The 16,309-nt window shown below is 72.0% G+C and carries 17 protein-coding genes; 14 read left to right on the top strand and 3 right to left on the bottom strand.

What is annotated here, in order from left to right; genetic code table 11:
- The first annotated feature begins 167 nt into the window (after window positions 1–167).
- Genes ACIBSW_RS16550 through ACIBSW_RS16505 form a run of 10 tightly spaced genes read left to right on the top strand, consistent with a single transcriptional unit; the run spans window position 168 to window position 12,189 of the window.
- Window positions 168–935 (top strand): polysaccharide deacetylase family protein, encoded by a 768-nt coding sequence (locus ACIBSW_RS16550; RefSeq protein ID WP_354728269.1) that lies wholly within the window; start codon window positions 168–170, stop codon window positions 933–935.
- A complete protein-coding gene (locus tag ACIBSW_RS16545) occupies window positions 928–2,058 on the top strand; it encodes an aminotransferase class I/II-fold pyridoxal phosphate-dependent enzyme (RefSeq protein WP_354728267.1) in 1,131 nt (376 codons plus the stop codon). The genes ACIBSW_RS16550 and ACIBSW_RS16545 overlap by 8 nt, the downstream gene beginning before the upstream one ends.
- The gene (locus tag ACIBSW_RS16540; RefSeq protein ID WP_354728265.1) at window positions 2,055–3,344 is read left to right on the top strand and encodes a glycosyltransferase family 4 protein; all 1,290 of its coding nucleotides are present in this window, start codon (window positions 2,055–2,057) and stop codon (window positions 3,342–3,344) included. The genes ACIBSW_RS16545 and ACIBSW_RS16540 overlap by 4 nt, the downstream gene beginning before the upstream one ends.
- Window positions 3,345–3,363: 19 nt before the next feature.
- Window positions 3,364–5,175, top strand: a complete 1,812-nt coding sequence (locus tag ACIBSW_RS16535; protein WP_354728263.1) for a polysaccharide biosynthesis tyrosine autokinase — start codon at window positions 3,364–3,366, stop codon at window positions 5,173–5,175.
- Window positions 5,168–6,460, top strand: a complete 1,293-nt coding sequence (locus tag ACIBSW_RS16530) for an NAD(P)H-quinone oxidoreductase (RefSeq protein WP_354728261.1) — start codon at window positions 5,168–5,170, stop codon at window positions 6,458–6,460. The genes ACIBSW_RS16535 and ACIBSW_RS16530 overlap by 8 nt, the downstream gene beginning before the upstream one ends.
- Entirely contained in the window at window positions 6,457–7,692 is a 1,236-nt protein-coding gene (locus ACIBSW_RS16525; protein WP_354728259.1) for an O-antigen ligase family protein, read from the top strand. The genes ACIBSW_RS16530 and ACIBSW_RS16525 overlap by 4 nt, the downstream gene beginning before the upstream one ends.
- A complete protein-coding gene (locus ACIBSW_RS16520; protein WP_354728257.1) occupies window positions 7,689–8,852 on the top strand; it encodes a hypothetical protein in 1,164 nt (387 codons plus the stop codon). The genes ACIBSW_RS16525 and ACIBSW_RS16520 overlap by 4 nt, the downstream gene beginning before the upstream one ends.
- A 25-nt stretch (window positions 8,853–8,877) precedes the next feature.
- The gene (locus tag ACIBSW_RS16515; protein ID WP_354728255.1) at window positions 8,878–9,909 is read left to right on the top strand and encodes a GNAT family N-acetyltransferase; all 1,032 of its coding nucleotides are present in this window, start codon (window positions 8,878–8,880) and stop codon (window positions 9,907–9,909) included.
- Between the two features lie 9 nt (window positions 9,910–9,918).
- Window positions 9,919–11,175 (top strand): FAD-dependent monooxygenase, encoded by a 1,257-nt coding sequence (locus ACIBSW_RS16510; RefSeq protein WP_354728253.1) that lies wholly within the window; start codon window positions 9,919–9,921, stop codon window positions 11,173–11,175.
- Between the two features lie 3 nt (window positions 11,176–11,178).
- Complete coding sequence (locus tag ACIBSW_RS16505) at window positions 11,179–12,189, top strand: GNAT family N-acetyltransferase (RefSeq protein WP_354728251.1); 1,011 nt, start codon at window positions 11,179–11,181, stop codon at window positions 12,187–12,189.
- On the opposite strand, the gene ACIBSW_RS16500 is transcribed toward ACIBSW_RS16505, so the two are convergent.
- From ACIBSW_RS16500 to ACIBSW_RS16490, 3 genes are read right to left on the bottom strand one after another with little or no spacing between them, the layout of a single operon-like run.
- Entirely contained in the window at window positions 12,186–12,596 is a 411-nt protein-coding gene (locus ACIBSW_RS16500; protein WP_354728249.1) for a VOC family protein, read from the bottom strand. The genes ACIBSW_RS16505 and ACIBSW_RS16500 overlap by 4 nt on opposite strands.
- Before the next feature lie 48 nt (window positions 12,597–12,644).
- Window positions 12,645–13,037, bottom strand: a complete 393-nt coding sequence (locus tag ACIBSW_RS16495) for an AraC family transcriptional regulator (protein ID WP_354728247.1) — start codon at window positions 13,035–13,037, stop codon at window positions 12,645–12,647.
- A 7-nt stretch (window positions 13,038–13,044) separates the two neighbouring features.
- A complete protein-coding gene (locus tag ACIBSW_RS16490; RefSeq protein ID WP_354728245.1) occupies window positions 13,045–13,674 on the bottom strand; it encodes a GyrI-like domain-containing protein in 630 nt (209 codons plus the stop codon).
- A gap of 215 nt (window positions 13,675–13,889) precedes the next feature.
- Here ACIBSW_RS16490 and ACIBSW_RS16485 point away from each other — a divergent pair, with 215 nt between their 5' ends.
- The 4 genes from ACIBSW_RS16485 (at window position 13,890) to ACIBSW_RS16470 (ending at window position 16,304) form a co-directional block, all read left to right on the top strand.
- Entirely contained in the window at window positions 13,890–14,009 is a 120-nt protein-coding gene (locus tag ACIBSW_RS16485) for an SEC-C metal-binding domain-containing protein (protein ID WP_354728281.1), read from the top strand.
- A 116-nt stretch (window positions 14,010–14,125) separates the two neighbouring features.
- The gene (locus ACIBSW_RS16480; protein ID WP_354728243.1) at window positions 14,126–15,058 is read left to right on the top strand and encodes a hypothetical protein; all 933 of its coding nucleotides are present in this window, start codon (window positions 14,126–14,128) and stop codon (window positions 15,056–15,058) included.
- Window positions 15,059–15,085: 27 nt separating this feature from the next.
- On the top strand, window positions 15,086–15,727 hold the full coding sequence (lexA, locus tag ACIBSW_RS16475) for a transcriptional repressor LexA (protein WP_354728241.1): 642 nt from the start codon (window positions 15,086–15,088) through the stop codon (window positions 15,725–15,727).
- A 73-nt stretch (window positions 15,728–15,800) separates the two neighbouring features.
- Window positions 15,801–16,304 (top strand): hypothetical protein, encoded by a 504-nt coding sequence (locus ACIBSW_RS16470; protein ID WP_354728239.1) that lies wholly within the window; start codon window positions 15,801–15,803, stop codon window positions 16,302–16,304.
- Window positions 16,305–16,309: the final 5 nt, after the last annotated feature.

Raw genomic sequence — 16,309 nt, 5'->3', positions numbered from 1 at the left:
GATGATGCCCCGCCGGAAGTTCATTCCGCAAGGACCGTTCAGCCCTTCTCAAATTGATATGAGTTTTCCTCACGTTCCCTATGACAATTGCTACTGACGCCACCCACCATCCATTTGCAAGAGTGAGTCGACAGGGAAAGCAGACGAGCGGGGAGGGGTGGGCGAGGGTGGAGTCGCAGACCCGGATCAAGCGCCGCCTGAACGAGTTGGGGCTGCGTAGCCGGCTCCGGGCGCGACCACGGGCGCAGGGCCGGGTGCTGGCGCCGGCCGGCATGTTCCGCCGCCTGCCGAGCACCGCCGGCCTCTATTTCCCGTTCTACCACGACGTGCCGCCGGACTACGCCGACGACCTGCGCCGGCACCTGCGCACGTTCCAGGGGCGCGGGCCGCTGATCTCCTGGGACGAGGCGCTGGACGTCCTGGCCGGCCGGCGCGAGCTGGCCGGGCCGATGTTCTGCCTCTCCTTCGACGACTGCCACGCCACCTGGCGCGACGTCGCCGCGCCGCTCCTCGGCGAGCTCGGCGTGCCGGCCACCTTCTTCCTGACCACCGGGCTGGTCGGCCGGGACGGCAACCTCACCTGGCAGGACTGCCGCGACCTGCAGGCGCAGGGATACCGGTTCGGCTCGCACACCGTCACCCACCAGCGCCTGGCCGACCTGGACGACGCCGCCGCGCTGCGGGAGATCCGAGACTCCAAGCACGCCATCGAGGACGAGCTCGGCGTGCCCGTGCTCGACTTCGCCGCACCGTACGGCAGCAACGTCGACTTCGGCGAACGCGAGCTGCGCGCCGTACAGGAGGCCGGTTATCGAAGCTTCGCCACCACGCTGCGGGCCCCGATGCACCCGGGTGATTCCCCGATGTTCATCCAGCGCCAGGGTCTCCACCCGGCCTGGCCGATCTGGGCCGTCAGGACGCGTGTCCATGACTGACGCCCGCATCTACCTGTCCCCGCCCGACGTCAGCGGCGTCGAGCGCAAGCTGCTGCTCGAGGCGTTCGACTCGAACTGGGTCGCGCCGGTCGGCCCGGACCTCGACGCGTTCGAGGCGCAGGTGGCCGACCTGGTCGGCGTCCGGCACGCGGTGGCGCTCAGCAGCGGCACCGCGGCGCTGCACCTGGCGCTGGTCGCCGCCGGCGTGCGCCGCGGCGACACCGTGCTCGTGCCCTCGTTCACCTTCGCCGCGACCGCCAACGCGGTGATGTACCTGGGCGCCCGGCCGATCTTCCTCGACAGCACGCCGCAGAGCTGGAACGTCGACCCCGGCCTGGTCGCCGAGGAGCTGCGCGACCTGGCCGCGCTCGGCCGGCTGCCCCGGGCCGTCGTCACCGTCGACATGTACGGCCAGTGCGCCGACTACGAGCCCCTGCTGGACGCCTGCGACCGCTACGGCGTCGCGCTGATCGAGGACGCGGCGGAGGCGCTCGGCGCGTCGTACCGGGGCCGGGCCGCGGGATCGTTCGGCCTCGCCGGGGTGCTCTCCTTCAACGGCAACAAGATCGTCACCACCGGCGGCGGAGGCATGCTGGTCACCGACGACGGCCGGGTCGCTACGCAGGTCCGGCACCTCGCCACCCAGGCCCGCGAGCCGGTGCCGCACTACGAGCACCGCTCGGTCGGCTACAACTACCGGCTGAGCAACCTGCTCGCCGCGGTCGGCCGCGGTCAGGTGGGGCGGCTGCCCGACCTGGTCGCCGCCCGCGGCGAGACGGCCCGCTACTACCGCGCCGCCCTCGGCGACCTGCCCGGCCTGGCGTTCATGCCGGTCGCCGAGTACGGCACGCCCAACTGGTGGCTCACCTGCCTGCTGGTCGACGCCGAGGAGTTCGGCGCCGACCGCGACCGCATCCTCGAGCACCTCGCCACGCTCAACATCGAGGCGCGGCCCACCTGGAAGCCGATGCACCTGCAGCCGGTGTTCCGCGACTGCGTGATGCGCGGCGGCGAGGTCAGCGCCGACCTGTTCCGCCGCGGCCTGTGCCTGCCGAGCGGATCCGCACTCACCGACGACGACCGGCAGCGCGTCGTCGACGCCGTCCGCGCGGTGATCCGGTGACGGCCGAGCAGGAGGGTGGCGGCGGGATGAACATCGTCTACATACACCAGTACTACTGCAACCCGGGGATGACCGGCGGCATCAGGTCCTACGAGCAGGCGCGCCGGCTCGTCGCCCGCGGGCACACCGTGCACGTCATCACGACCGACATCACGCCCGGCAAGCGCTCGCTGGGCTGGCGGCGCACCGACGACGACGGGGTACAGGTGCACTGGTTCTCGGTGCCGTACTCGAACAACATGTCCTTCGCCCGGCGGCTGCGCGCCTTCGCCGAGTTCATGGCCCTGGCGGCGGCGAAGGCCACCTCGCTCAAGGCCGACCTGGTCTTCGCCACCAGCACCCCGCTCACCGTCGCCGTGCCCGGCGTCATCGCGGCGAAGCTGCGCCGGGTGCCGTTCGTCTTCGAGGTCCGCGACCTCTGGCCCGAGGTGCCCATCGAGATGGGCGCGCTGCGCAACCCGGTGATGCGCGGGCTCGCCGGCGCCCTGGCGAACCTCGCCTACCGCAGCGCCGCCGAGGTCGTCGCCCTCTCCCCCGGCATGGCCGCCGGCGTCACCGCCCGCCGCCCGGGCACCCGCACCACCGTGATCCCCAACGCCGCCGACCTGGACCTGTTCGAGGTGCGGCCCGAGGCCGTACGGCGCTTCCGCGACGAGCACCGCTGGCTCGGCGACCGGCCCCTGATCGTCTACACCGGCGCCCTCGGCGCGGTGAACGGCGTCGACTACCTGGTCCGGGCCGCGCTGCGGCTGCGCGACCTCGACCCGGACATCCAGGTCCTGATCGTGGGCCACGGCAAGGAGTGGGACGACACCCGGCGGCTCGCCGCCGGGCACGGCCTGCTCGACAGCACCGTGCAAATGTGGGAGAAGGTGCCCAAGGCCGACCTGCCGGTGATCCTCGGCGCGGCCACCATGTCGACCAGCTTCGTGCGGCCGATCCGCGCGCTCTGGGAGAACTCGGCGAACAAGTTCTTCGACGCGCTCGCCGCCTCCCGGCCCATCGCCATCAACTACGGCGGCTGGCAGAGCGATCTGCTGCGCGAATCCGGCGCGGGCCTGGTCCTCGACCCTTACGACACCGACGCGGCGGCCGACCTGCTCTCCGGGCATCTCCGTGACGAGCTGTGGCTCAAGCGTGCGCGCGAGGCCGCGCACCGGCTCGCGGTGGAGCAGTTCTCCCGCGACCTGCTCTTCGAACGCTTCGAGGCCGTGCTCAACCGCGCGGCGGCCACCGGGCGAAAGGGCCGGGCCGCGGCCACCGCGGCCCTGTCCGAGCAGTCGTGATGATCGGGAGAGGGCAGACGTGGAACTGCGCGAGTACGTACGGGCCTGCCGGCGCCGGTGGGTGTGGATCGTCGTGCCGGTACTGCTCGCCACGGGCGTCGCCGCCGGCCTGACACTCACCGGTAAGCCGGAGTACCGGTCTTCCATGATCCTGTTCGTCACCACCGGCGCCGGCGACCCCGACGCGAAGGCGAGCCGGCTCAACTCCTACATCGCGCTGCTCACCGGGCCCCGGGTGGCCGAGAGCGTCGTCAAGGACCTGGGACCGGAGCTGAGCGCCACCCAGGTGCAGAAGAGCCTCTCCGCTCAGGTGCAGGAGGGCACCGACCTGCTGGTCGTCTCCGCCACCGACTCGTCGGCCGAGCGCAGCGAGCGGATCGTCACCACCGCGACCGCCGTGCTGATCGGCCTGGCCCGGCAGCTGGATCCGCCGAGCGACGCCGACGACGGGCCGCGGCCGTCGGTCTCGATCGCGCAGAACCCGGTCACCGTCCGCCAGCCCGGCAACCTGACCCGCAACATCGGCTTCTCGGCGGTGCTCGGGCTGCTGATCGGCGCCGCCGCGGTCGCGGCGCGCGAGGCGACCCGCAAGACCGTCAACGACGAGGACGACCTGCGCCGCCTCGGCCTCGGCACGGTCGGGGTCATCTCGATCGGCGGCCGGTCCCGCCGCGACGGCTCGCCCGACGAGGCGCTCGCCGAGGCGTTCCGGCGGCTGCGCAGCCTGCTGCCGGACTTCGCCGGTTTCAAGCGCCCCGGCGCGCGGGGCACGTCCCTGCTGCTCACCGGCCCGCACCCGAAGGAGGGCACCACCGCCGTCGCCTGCGGCCTGGCCATCGCCATGGCCGAGACCGGCGCCCGGGTGGTGCTCGTCGACGCCAACCTGCGCAACCCCGGCCTCGGCCGGTACCTGTCGCTGGACACCAGCCGCGGGCTGGCCGACGTGCTGACCGGCGCGGCCCGGGTGCCCGACGTGCTGCAGGACTCGCTGGACGGCCGGCTGACCGTGCTGCCCTCGGGCGACCCGACGCCGGATCCCGGCGAGATCCTGGCCTCGCCGACGCTGGGCGCCACCCTGCGCACCCTCACCGAGCGGTTCGACATCGTGCTGGTGGACGCGCCGCCGCTGCACGGCGTCGCCGACGCCGCCGTGCTCGGCAAGGTGACCGACAGCGCCCTGCTCGTGGTGCGGGCCAACCGCACCCGTACGGCCGACGTCGAGCGCTCGGCCGACCTGCTGCAGCGGGTCGGCGCCCGGCTCGCCGGCGCCGTGCTCAACGCGCTGCCGCGCAAGCTGCCGACCGGCGGCACCTGGCACCGCGAGGAGTCGCTGCCGCAGCAGCACGAGCCGGAGCTGCTGTCCAGCCTGCTCGGCGGCGACGACCGCGGGCCCGGCGAGGGCGTCGCCACCGACGAGACGGTCATCTTCCCCGCGTACGGCGGCCCGGTGCGCGGCCGCGCCCAGGTGGTCAAGGCCACCTTGGGCACGCCCGGCGAGGAGACGAAAAAGATCAGGCCCGTCCCCGAACCGACACCGGAGCCGGCCGCCGAGCCCGCGCCGCCGCCGGCCCCAGCGCCGGTCTCGGCCTCGGCGCCGGTTTCGGCCTCGGCCTCGGCCTCGGTGCCGGCGCCGATACCGGCGGCGGAGCCCGCACCCGCGCCCGAAGCCAAGCCTGAGCCCGTACCCGAGGAAGCCGGTGCCGCCGGCGCGGCGCGGGGACAGGCCAAGGTCGTCGTCAACGACCCGCCGGCCGGCGGCGACCGGGCCGAGCAGCCGAAGCTGCCCACCCAGCGCGGCACCGACGACGACAAGCAGCAGCCCGGTGAGTGAGCTGCGGGCGGCCGAGCGCACCGCGGCGGCCGAGGGCCGCCGCGATCCGGCCGGCTGGGCCCGCGCCCAGCTCCGCGAGCCGTACCTGCAGCTGCTCGCGTCGCAGGTGCTGACCGGTGCCGTCGCCCTGGCCGCCAACATCCTGATGGTCCGCGCCCTGAGCACCTCCGGCCGCGGCGAGGTCGCCCTGATGCTGCAGGTGGTCTACCTGACCACCCAGCTGCTGCTGCTCGGCACCGAGCGCAGCTTCGTCGCGAACTACCACGACGCCGCGCCCGCGGTCGCCGTCCGGGCGTTCGCGCGGCTGCTGCTGGTCCCCTGCGTGGTCGGCGTCGGCGCGGCCGCCGTGTACACCTCGGTGGCGCCGGAGCGGCTCAACCCCGGGCCCGCCGTCGTCGCCCTGCTGGTCACCTACGGCCTCGTCGAGACGGCGATCCTCGCGACGCGCGCGGTGGCCATCGCCGCGGGCCGGATGGCCGAGTTCCTCTACGCCCGCGTCCTCGAGTCGCTGCTGCTGCTCGCGCTGCTGGTCACGCTCTTCGTCGCGCACGTCTCGCACCCCACCTACTGGATCCTCGGCTACCTGTTCGCCGGCGCCGTGCCCACCGTCGCCTTCCTGGTCATCTGGCTGCGGCAGCCGGTCGGCGCCGCGACCCCGATTCCGCCCGGCCGCAACCGCGCGGTACGCCAGGAGGGGCTCGCCCTCTTCCCCGCCGCGCTGTCCAACATGGCGATGCTGCGGGCGGACCGGCTGGCGCTGCCGGCGCTCGCCTCCACCTCCGCCCTCGGCCTGTACGCCAGCGTCGCCACGATGACGGAGCTGCTGGCCTGGCCGCTGCGCGCGTACGCGGATGCCCGCCTCGGGAAATGGCGGGCGACCCACCGCGGCGGCGGGCTGAACGTCCGGCCCATCCTGGCCGCCGCCGCCGTCTACTCCCTGGTCGTGGCCCCGCTGGTGGCCGCCGGCCTGTACCTGCTCATCGTGCCGGTGTTCGGCCACGAGTACGACCCGGCCAAGGCCGTCGTGCTGCCCCTGGTCGCCGCGGCCGGCCTCTACGCGGTGTCGCGGATCTGCCTGGGCCTGCTCATCGCCAAGGGGCACAGCGCGCTGGTCTCCGCCGCGGAGGTCGCCGGCTTCGCGGTGAGCTTCGCGGCCTACCTGCTGCTGATCCCGGGGCACGGCATCGTCGGAGCGGCGTACGGCTCGCTGCTCGGCTACGGCGCCTGCCTGGTGTTCGCCCTGGTCACCAGCCGGGTGGTGCGGGACCGGGCGGTGGCGCCGTGAACACCTTGGGCTGGCTGCGCACCCCCCGGGTCTTCCTGGCGCCCGGTCTGGTGCTGATCCTGGTGGCGATCGGCGGCCGGTTCACCCTGGACCGCGCCGGGTTCGTCGACCTGGCCTGGGTGGACCTGCGGGTGATCGGCCTGATCGTCGCCCTGGTGGTGCTCGCGGTCGACGCGGCCCGGCGCCCGCACGGGCTCACCGCGCCCCGGCCCGAGGGCTGGCTGGTGGCGACCATGCTCTTCTTCCTCTTCCAGATCGCCTCCGGGCTGTGGGCGCCGCACGCGTCCCGGGTCGGCCCGCAGACGCTCGACCTGGTCCTGATGTCCGTGCTGACCCTGGCCTACTACTTCTACACCGTCGGCGACCCGGTGGCGGTCGCCCGCACCACGTTCCTGCTGTTCTTCGTCGCCGCGGTCGTCTTCGCGCTCGCCGCGCTGTTCATCAACGGGCCCGGCGAGCAGGGCCGATACTCGGCCTTCGGCGGCGGCCCGAACGTCTTCGTGCGCATCGAGATCCTCGGCGTGATCAGCGCGATCGCGCTGTACCTGTTCACCCGGCGCATCCTGCCGCTGCTGGCCATCCCGCTGTTCCTGCTGGCGGCCGTGCTGTCCGGCTCCCGCGCCGGGCTGCTGGCCGGCCTCGCGGTCGGCGCCGCCGGGCTGTGGCGGATCCGGCGGCGCGTGCACACCGGCTTCGTAGTCGCGGCGGGCGCCGTCACGGTCGCGACCATCGCCGTGGTCTGGGCGTTCGCGCCGCCGGCGTTCACCGACCTGTTCCAGGAGCGCTTCGTCGAGCAGACGGTCGAGGAGCAGTACACGTCAGACCGCACCGACATCTGGGCGGCCGCGTGGCGCCTGGCCGTCGAGCATCCGCTGATCGGCACCGGGCTGGACGGCTTCTACGGCACCATCGGCGTCAACCAGGCCGTGGAGTACCCGCACAACTACGTGCTCGCGGTCGCCGCCGAGGGCGGGCTGGCCGGGATGGTGCTGCTCACCGCCGCCATCGTGCTGTGGGCGCGGACGATCCGCGGCGGCGCGCACCCGCAGCTGACCACCCTCGCCGCGGCCTCGGCGGTCTTCGTGGCCCTGAGCAGCCTGTTCTCCGGCGACTACTACGACTCACGGCTCGCCTGGATGTTCGCCGCGCTGGCCGCCGGCGCGGCGGTGACCCCGTCGGCGCCGGCCGTGCCCGACCTGCCCGCGCGCGTACGAGAGCCGGTGACGACATGACCTGCGACCGCAACCGGATCTGCCGCCGCAGCGTGCTGCTGCTCGGCATCGTCTCGCTGACCGCGGCCAGCGCGCCGCGGGACAACTCGGTGACACCGATCATGAACCCGCTGCCGGCCGCGCCGACCGCGGCGCCCGGCACGATCAAGCTCCGCGGCGTCGCGCACTGGACTTCGGTGTTCGAGCAGAGCTGGGACTACCAGTACCGGACCAGCCTGCCGATGAGCAAGTCGACGGACAGCTGGCACCACTACGACCTGTCGTACTCGCTCGACTCGTGCGTCGCGATGTTCCGGGCCACCGGCGAGCTCCGCTACCTCGACCGCGCCCTGGAGTTCGTCGAGAACGTCGTCGCGTCCGCCGTGGCCTCCTCCTCGCTGCGCGGCAGCCAGTTCAAGGACGAATACCTCGGCTGGGCGTCGTCGGCCTCCGGGCAGGGCGGCGACGAGGTCCCGCTCTACGAGAGCTACTTCTGGCGGTACGCGACCACGCTGCTGGTCGCCATGCGCGAGGTGCCGGAGGTGTACGGCGATCCGGGGTACCTCGCCCGCCACGACAAGCTGCTGCGCTTCGCCGAGGAGCACGTCTTCGCGAAGTGGCACTCCCGCGGCGCCGCCGCGAACATCTACCGCGAGCGCACCCACATGGCCGCGCACTGGGCGCTGATCGCGCTGAACCTGGCGCAGATCACCGCGGACCCGGCCCGCCGCGCGCGGTACGAGCAGGTCGTCGCCAACGTCGACCAGCATGTGCCCGGCACCCGCTCGGGCCTGCGGCCGCAGCTGCGGCGCAACCCGGCGGAGGCCACCGCGTACTTCTGGAGCGACGTCTGGGGATCGGCCCGGCGGCCCGGGCAGGACGTGAGCCACGGCAACGGCGTCATGGCGTACGTCGTCGAGGCCCGCGCCCGCGGCCAATTCTGGACCGCCGCCGACATGGCGGCGTTCTCGGCGCTGCTGACCAAGGTGATCTGGCCGGGTGCGACGACCTACCGCGAATTCGTGGACGGTACCGGCGCCGACAACGGCTGGTTCTCCGACGGATTCGTGAAGCTGGGTCGCTTCGACCCGGCCGTGCAGCGGCGGCTCGAGGACCACCGGGTGGTCAACGATCAGTTCGCCGCGAACATGGCGTTCAACGCCCGGCTGCTGGGGTCGTAGTCCGGGCTGGAGGAAAGGCAACAGAATGACCGCATCGCCGCGCGCCGCCCTGCTGGAACCGGCCGCACGGGAGTGGAAGGAAGCCCTGCAACACACCGCGCACGACATGTACCACGAGAGCGAATACGTCGTGCTCGACGCGCGACTGTACGGCGGCAGGCCGATCGCGTTCTGGTACGCCGAGGAGGGCCGGCGGCTGCTGATGCCGCTGATCGTGCGCGACATACCCGGCTCGGAGCTGCGCGACGCGCTCTCGCCGTACGGATATCCGGGCCCGGTCAGCGACGCACCCGCCGACACCGGGTTCTGGGAGCGGGCCTGCGCCGCGATGATCGCGACCCTGCGGGCCGAGGGGATCGTGTCGGCCTTCGTCCGGATGCACCCGCTGCTGCGGGCGCCGCTGGAGACGCTCGGCCGCTTCGGCGCGCTGGTCCGGCACGGCGAGACGGTGTCGATGGACCTGACGGTCAGCCTCGACGAGATGTGGAAGCAGACCCGCAGCGACCACCGCAACCACATCAACCGGGCCCGCCGCGACGGCACCCGGATCGTGTTCGACGACTGGGACCGCCTCGGCGAGTGGGTCGAGGTCTACCACGACAACATGCGCCGGGTCGGCGCGACGTCGTACTACTTCTTCACCCACGAGCACCTCACGGCGATGCACGACGCGGTCGGCGACCGGATGCATCTCGCCGTCGCCCTCGAGGGCGACGAGGTGGTCGGCGGCAACACGTTCTTCGAGCACGACGGCATCGCCACCGGCTACGTCTCGTCGACCCGCCGCGCTCCCCGCCGCTACGCCGACGAGTTGCTGTACGACGAGGTCCGGCGCTGGTGCAAGAGCCGCGGCGACACCGTCTTCCACCTCGGCGGCGGCAAGGGCGGGTGCAACGACTCGCTGTTCTCGTACAAGGCGGGCTTCTCGCCGAGCCGGCACGCGTTCCACACCTGGCGCGTGGTGACCGACGAGGCCGCGTACTCCGAGCTCGTCCGGCAGCGGGCGCCGCAGGCCGATCCGGCCGACCTGTCCGCCACCTTCCCGTCCTACCGTTAGGAGTTCGGCATGCGGATCAACTGCGTCGGCGGCGGGCCCGCCGGCCTGTACTTCGCGGTACTGGCGAAGCTGGCCGACCCCGCGCACGAGGTGACCGTGCTGGAACGCAACCCGGCCGGCGTCACGTGGGGCTGGGGCGTGGTCTTCTGGGACGACCTGATCGACGACCTGTTCCGGTACGACCCGGTCAGCGCGCGCCGGATCTGGGACGCCGCCTGCCGGTGGGACGAGTACCGGGTGCGCGCCACCGGCAAGGCGGCGACCCACCTCGCCGGCTACGGCTTCAGCCTCGGCCGCAAGACCCTGCTCGACATCCTCACCCAGCGGGCTACCGAGCTCGGCGTCGAGGTCCGGCACCGGGACGAGCTGACCGACGAGTCCGGGCTGCCGGACGCCGACCTGGTGGTGGCCTGCGACGGCGCCGGCAGCCGGATCCGCGAGCGGTACGCCGAGCACTTCGGCACCGACATCGAGGTCGGCCGCAACAAGTACATCTGGCTCGGCACGCCACACGTCTTCAAGACGTTCACGTTCGGCTTCGAGCGCACCGAGGCCGGCTGGATCTGGTACCACGCGTACCCGTTCAACTCCGAGACCAGCACCTTCATCGTCGAGTGCGCCCCCGAGACCTGGGCGGCGCTCGGCTTCGACGGCCTCGACGCCCGGGCGGGCGCCGCCCGGCTGCAGGAGATCTTCGCCGCGCACCTCGGCGGGCAGCCGCTGATCGACCACCGCGCCGAGGTCGGCGGCACCGGCTGGCTGAACTTCCGCCGGATCACCAATCAGCGCTGGGACCACGGCAACGTCGTGTTGATGGGCGACGCCGCGCACACCACGCACTTCGCCATCGGCTCGGGTACCAAACTGGCCATTCAGGACGCAATGGCACTAGCCGACGCGGTGTCCTCAGAGGACGAGCTCGCCGTCGCGCTGGAACGCTACGAACATCGCCGCAAGGCGGCACTCGCGCCGCTGCAACGTGCCGCAAAGGCCAGTAGTGAATGGTTCGAACGAGTGACAGACTATGTGGACCTACCGGCCAAGCAGTTCTCCTATGCGCTGTCCGACCGGCGGGGCGAATATCCGATGTGGAGATACCTGCTGCACATCGCGACCCAGAACGCGATCCCCCGCACCCTGTTGCGCTGGACACTCAGCGCACGCCGGTGGAGCCGAGCCCGACGGAGGCCGGGCGCCTCGCGCACCACCCAGGCCGGTCGCCCGCCGCAGCGGTACGGGGTGAGACCCAGACCCGCAAAGGGGTGACGGATGGCCGGAGCCGCCCTGCTCGAGCCCGACGATGCCGCGTGGACCGACGCGCTGAGCCGGATCAGGCACGACGTGTACCACCTACCGGAGTACGTGCGCATCGACGCCGGACTCACCGGAGGGGCTCCGGCCGCATACCGATACGACGAGGCGGGCCAGGTCCTGCTGCTGCCCCTGGTCCTGCGCGCCGTGCCGGACACCGACCTGCGCGACGCGATCTCGCCCTACGGCTACCCCGGCCCGGTCGCCGACACCGACGACCCGGCGTTCTGGTCACGGGCCGCGGCGGCGATGACCGAGTCGCTGGGCGCGCTCGGCGTCATCACCGCCTTCGTCCGGCTGCACCCGCTGCTGGCGGCCCCGGCCGCGGCCCTCGCGGCCGCCGGCACGGTCGTCCAGCACGGCGAGACCGTCTCCGTCGACCTCACGCTGTCACCGGAGCAGCTGTGGCACGAGACCCACCGCACGCACCGCAACCAGATCAACAAGGCCCGCCGGGCCGGCGTCGAGATCGTCTTCGACGACTGGGACCGCTACGACGAGTGGATCGGCACCTACCACGCCACCATGCGCCGGGTCGGCGCGACGGACTTCTACTTCTTCACCGCCGACCACTTCCACCGGCTACGCGCGGCCCTCGGCGACCGGATACACCTGGCGGCGGCGCTCTCCGCCGACGGCGAGCTGCTCGGCGGCAACCTGTTCTTCGAGTACGACGGGATCATGCACACCCACCTGCAGGCGACCCGGGACGGCGGCGTCCGGTACGCGGACAAGCTGCTCTACGACGAGGTCCGCCGCTGGGGCCGGGACCGGGGCAACACGATCTACCACCTGGGCGGCGGTCTCGGCGGGGCGGCCGACTCCCTGTTCGCCTACAAGGCGGGGTTCGCCGCGGGCCGGCACGCGTTCCACACCTGGCGGGTGGTCACCGATCCGGACGCCTTCGAGAAGCTGGCCGGACCGCCCACACCGGAGGCGCTGGCGGGCCGCTTCCCGCCGTACCGCTAGCCCTTGGGCTGGGTGAAGCGGATGTGGTTGCCGAACGGGTCGCGCATGCCGCAGTCGATGCCGTACGGGCGCTCGGTGGGTTCGTCGGTGAACTCGACGCCGCGGCCGAGCAGGGTCTCGTAGGTCTTGCGGCAGTCGTCCGTGCTGAGGATCAGCGTGCCGCCCGCCGCGCCCTTGGTCAGCAGCTCGCGGACCTGCCGCGCGGTCTCCTCGGACATCTGCGGGCCGCCGGGCTTCGCCAGCAGGATCTGGCGGTCCGGCCGGCCCGGCACGTTGACGGTCAGCCAGCGCATGAAGCCGAGCTCGGCGTCGGTGTTGACCTCGAAACCGAGCTTGCCGACGTAGAAGTCGAGGGCCTCGTCCTGGTCGAGAACGTAGATCTGTGAGTGTGTGATCGCGGTGAACATGCTCATCACGCTACTGAGCGCGCCGGGCGAAAACTTATCCGAAACTGCTCAGTCGTTCGGCCGGGTCCAGGCCATGGTGTAGCAGGTCGGCAGGCCCGTGGTCCCCTTCTGCCGGCGGTAGTCCCGCGGCGACCGGCCGACGATCTCGCGGAACGTGCGGCTGAAGGTTCCGGTGCTGCCGAAGCCGACCTGGAAGCAGACGTCCGTGACGCTGGTCTCGGTCTCCCGCAGCATGAACATGGCCCGCTCGACCCGGCGGCGCTGCAGGTAGCGGTGCGGCGTCTCGCCGAAGGTGGCCCGGAACGTGCGGGTGAAGTGCGCCGGCGAGACGTGGGCGATCCGGGCCAGGGCCGCGACGTCCAGCGGCTGCGCGTACGCGCGGTCCATCGCGTCCCGGGCCCGCAGCATGCGGCGGTTGGTGTCCTCTACGGCGCTGCCCACGACGCCATCACACCACGTCGGCGGCCTCGACCGGCTGGCGGAGGATGGTGCGCTGCCGCTCGGGCGCGACCTTGCGGAAGTCGCTGAGATAGATCTCGTGATGCTTGCCGGCCATGCGCAGCCCCTGGCCGGGGATGACCTCGTGATGCAGCCGCGCGAGCACGTCCGCCTCGTCGTCGAACGAGCCGACGTGCAGGGTCTGCACGCACAGCCCCTCGGACAGGGTCTCCAGGCGCACGTCGTCGAGGCGCGGCGGCCGGTCCTTCGCACCGGCCTGCTCGACGGCGGCGGCGAAGGCCGCCGGGTCGGTCCAGTCCGGGACCATGAGCATCAGCGTCCAGTCCCAGCGCGACTTGTCCCGCGCCGAGGTGAACGAGTCCATGTCCTCGGCCCACCACAGGCCCTCCAGCGGCGGCACGACGTAGTCGCGCCCGAGCTCCCGCTTGCTGGCGAACTTCAGCTTGTACGCCACCGGGTACAGCGCCCGCACCGCCTCGGCGAACGCCGGCGAGGTGTTGGGGTCACCGCGGCCGTCGATCATGAGGTACCGCAGGTCGGGCACGGTCAGCGTCCGCACCTGGCCCTGGCGCGCCCGGTAGGCGTCGAGCGTCTTCTTGAAGTCGACCTTGTCCGTCATCGTGCCCCCAGCCTCTCAGCCGGCCGAAAACCGGTCGCGTCGCGGGTCGGCGCACCGGTACGTTTCCGGCCGTCAACATCTTCGAGGAGGCCGTCATGTACCGCGAATACGACGCCCAGGCGTCCTTTTGAGCCGACCAGCAAACGTCGCAGGGGGTTCCCTCTAGCGAGACCCAGGTCAAGCGCGGCGACCGGACGGTCGGTGCCGACACCGAGCTGATCGAAAAGCTCGGCGGCAGGGACCCGTGCCCCTGCGGGTCCGGGCGGCGGTTTCAGCCGTTGTTGCCGCGCCGGCGGCAGGTTCGACGACACCAACGGCCACTACTACGTGCGTGACTGACCGAGCCGATGGCGCCGTCCCGGCGGCGCCATCCACGCCCCGGGGCGACGAATCTTGCAGATCTGTGCTTATATTTCCGGACCCTCGCCAAGATCCGCTCGGAGTGCCCGGTATGTCGAACCCCCCGCTTCCCGGCCCGCCGGACGTGTCACCCGATCACGAACCCGTCCAGCCGCAGGCCTATTCGCCGCCGGGCCTGCCCGGCTACCCCATGCTGGGCGTGCCCGACAGTGACCCGCGGTTCGACCCGGCCGATCCGCTGGTCAGCGCCGACTTCGCGGGCTGGTGGCGGCGCGGCTTCGCCGTCATCCGGCGAGGGTGGCGGGCGCTGGCCCTGGTGCAGGTGCTCACCGCCGCGGCGACCCTGGTCGTGCTGATCCCCGCCGAGTTGTTCGACGACCTGAGCTCCCGGGACTTCTCGGACCCGGACGGTCTGTCCGGCCCGCTCCTCGCCGCCAACGGCCTCATGGTGGTAGCCAACTGTCTCGAACCGCTGATCTATCTGATCGGCACGCTGGTCACGGTGCGGGTCACGGTCAGCATCGCGACCGGCGCGGACCCGGGCGTCGGGCGGGCGGTGCGGGCGGTTCTGCCGCGGGTACCGGCGATGATCGGCTGGTCGCTGCTGACCAGCCTGATCACGGTCGCCGCGCTGCTCGCCTTCGTTCTGCCGGTCTTCTACGTCGCGGCGGTCTTCGTCGTGCTGCCGGTCGTGGTGCTGTTCGAGCCGGGCAACCCCGTCACCCGCTGCTTCAGCCTCTTCCACAATGACCTCGGCGCCGCCGTCGCCCGGATCGCCACAATCGCCGGCCTGGGCCTGGCCATCTCGCTGCCCCTCATCGTCGGCACCGCCGCGCTGAGCCTGACGGGCGTGACGGCGTTCACAGACACCAGCAGCATCGTCCTGGGCTCAGTGACGGGCACGGTCCTCGGCGAGCTGGGTCCGCTGATCTGCGGCGTCGTGCTGATACCGCTGACCGTGGCGGCCTACGCGGACCTCCGCGCCCGCCGGGAGCCGTTCACCACGGCGTGGCTCGACGCCTGAGGCGTACCGATGGGTGAGAATTTCGGGATGCTTCCGGATCTTGACCTTGACACGTCGAGGCTGGCGCCTCGGCAGCGGCAGATCCTGGCGGTCATCCAGAAATGGGCGATCAACCACGGCCACTCGCCGTCCACCCGTGAGATCGGCGACGCGGCCGGGCTGTCGAGCTCGTCGGTCGGCCGGCACCTGCGCGCCCTGGAGGAGCTCGGCTTTCTCCGCCGCGGCCGCACCGCGACCCGCCCGGTCGACATCCGCATGTTCCTGCCGGGGGCCGCCCGCGAGGAGGGCGAGTCGGCGACGGTCGGCGTTCCGCTGGTCGGCGTCATCGCCGCCGGGAGCCCCATCCTGGCCGAGGAGTCGCCCGAGGAGATCCTCACGCTGCCGCGCGGGCTGGTCGGCCGCGGCGACCTGTTCAGCCTCCGGGTGCAGGGCGACTCGATGATCGACGCGGCGATCTGCGACGGGGACATCGTCGTGGTCCGGCAGCAGCCCGAGGCGTACAACGGCGACATCGTGGCCGCGATGATCGACGAGGAGGCGACGGTCAAGGTCTACCGCCGCCGCGCCGGGCACGTCCTGCTCGAGCCCCGAAATCCGGCCTACGAGCCCATCGACGGCGACCGCGCGGTCATCCTCGGCAAGGTCGTCTCGGTCCTGCGCCGCGTCTGAGACATTGTCACCCGTCGTTGCCCCTGCTAGCGTCGCTGCGCTTCCAGCACACGCGACCAGGCTCGGGGGAACCATGGAACTGCACCGCGACACCGGCAAGGTGCTCCGCATCGCCATCCTGATAACCGCGGGCGGCGCCCTGCTGCTCGCGATGCCCGCGCTGCTGAACCTCATCGGCCGCGAGTTCGTCCTGGGACCCTGGCTGGCGTATGGAATCGGTGCGGTCCTCGCGCTGGTGGGCGTGGGTCAGATCTATTCGACACTTCGCCATCCCTTTCGGCTGGTGGCCGGCGACAGCACGCTGATCGTGCGCAGCAGCGTTCTCAAGGCCGACATCCCCTGGGAGTCGCTGGCCGCGGTCACGCTCGAGAGGCTGCACTACCTCGACCCGCCGGCGGCACCGCATCTCGTGCTCTGGCCCGCGCCCGGTGTCGACCTCGGCACCAAGCCCAACTACCGGCGCAAGGGCGAGGACCGCGCCGGCTACCCGGTGATTCAGCTCGACGAGCTTCGCGAATCGCCCGCCGAGGTGGTCGCCGTGCTGCAGAGGTTCGCGGGCGCCAGGTTCACCGCTTAGCCGAC

The organism is Actinoplanes sp. NPDC049668 (assembly GCF_044465445.1).
In the GTDB taxonomy this organism is placed as follows: domain Bacteria; phylum Actinomycetota; class Actinomycetes; order Mycobacteriales; family Micromonosporaceae; genus Actinoplanes.
Note: the sequence above shows the minus strand (reverse complement) of the source record. Positions and strands in the feature narration are given on the sequence as shown.

What these genes read in the sequence shown, in the direction of transcription:
- ACIBSW_RS16545 (WP_354728267.1), top strand. Translation starts at nt 928, where the DNA reads ATGACTGACGCCCGCATCTACCTGTCCCCGCCCGACGTCAGCGGCGTC.
- ACIBSW_RS16520 (WP_354728257.1), top strand. Translation starts at nt 7,689, where the DNA reads ATGACCTGCGACCGCAACCGGATCTGCCGCCGCAGCGTGCTGCTGCTC.
- ACIBSW_RS16515 (WP_354728255.1), top strand. Translation starts at nt 8,878, where the DNA reads ATGACCGCATCGCCGCGCGCCGCCCTGCTGGAACCGGCCGCACGGGAG.
- ACIBSW_RS16510 (WP_354728253.1), top strand. Translation starts at nt 9,919, where the DNA reads ATGCGGATCAACTGCGTCGGCGGCGGGCCCGCCGGCCTGTACTTCGCG.
- ACIBSW_RS16505 (WP_354728251.1), top strand. Translation starts at nt 11,179, where the DNA reads ATGGCCGGAGCCGCCCTGCTCGAGCCCGACGATGCCGCGTGGACCGAC.
- ACIBSW_RS16500 (WP_354728249.1), bottom strand. Translation starts at nt 12,596, where the DNA reads ATGTTCACCGCGATCACACACTCACAGATCTACGTTCTCGACCAGGAC.
- ACIBSW_RS16490 (WP_354728245.1), bottom strand. Translation starts at nt 13,674, where the DNA reads ATGACGGACAAGGTCGACTTCAAGAAGACGCTCGACGCCTACCGGGCG.
- ACIBSW_RS16480 (WP_354728243.1), top strand. Translation starts at nt 14,126, where the DNA reads ATGTCGAACCCCCCGCTTCCCGGCCCGCCGGACGTGTCACCCGATCAC.
- lexA (WP_354728241.1), top strand. Translation starts at nt 15,086, where the DNA reads ATGCTTCCGGATCTTGACCTTGACACGTCGAGGCTGGCGCCTCGGCAG.
- ACIBSW_RS16470 (WP_354728239.1), top strand. Translation starts at nt 15,801, where the DNA reads ATGGAACTGCACCGCGACACCGGCAAGGTGCTCCGCATCGCCATCCTG.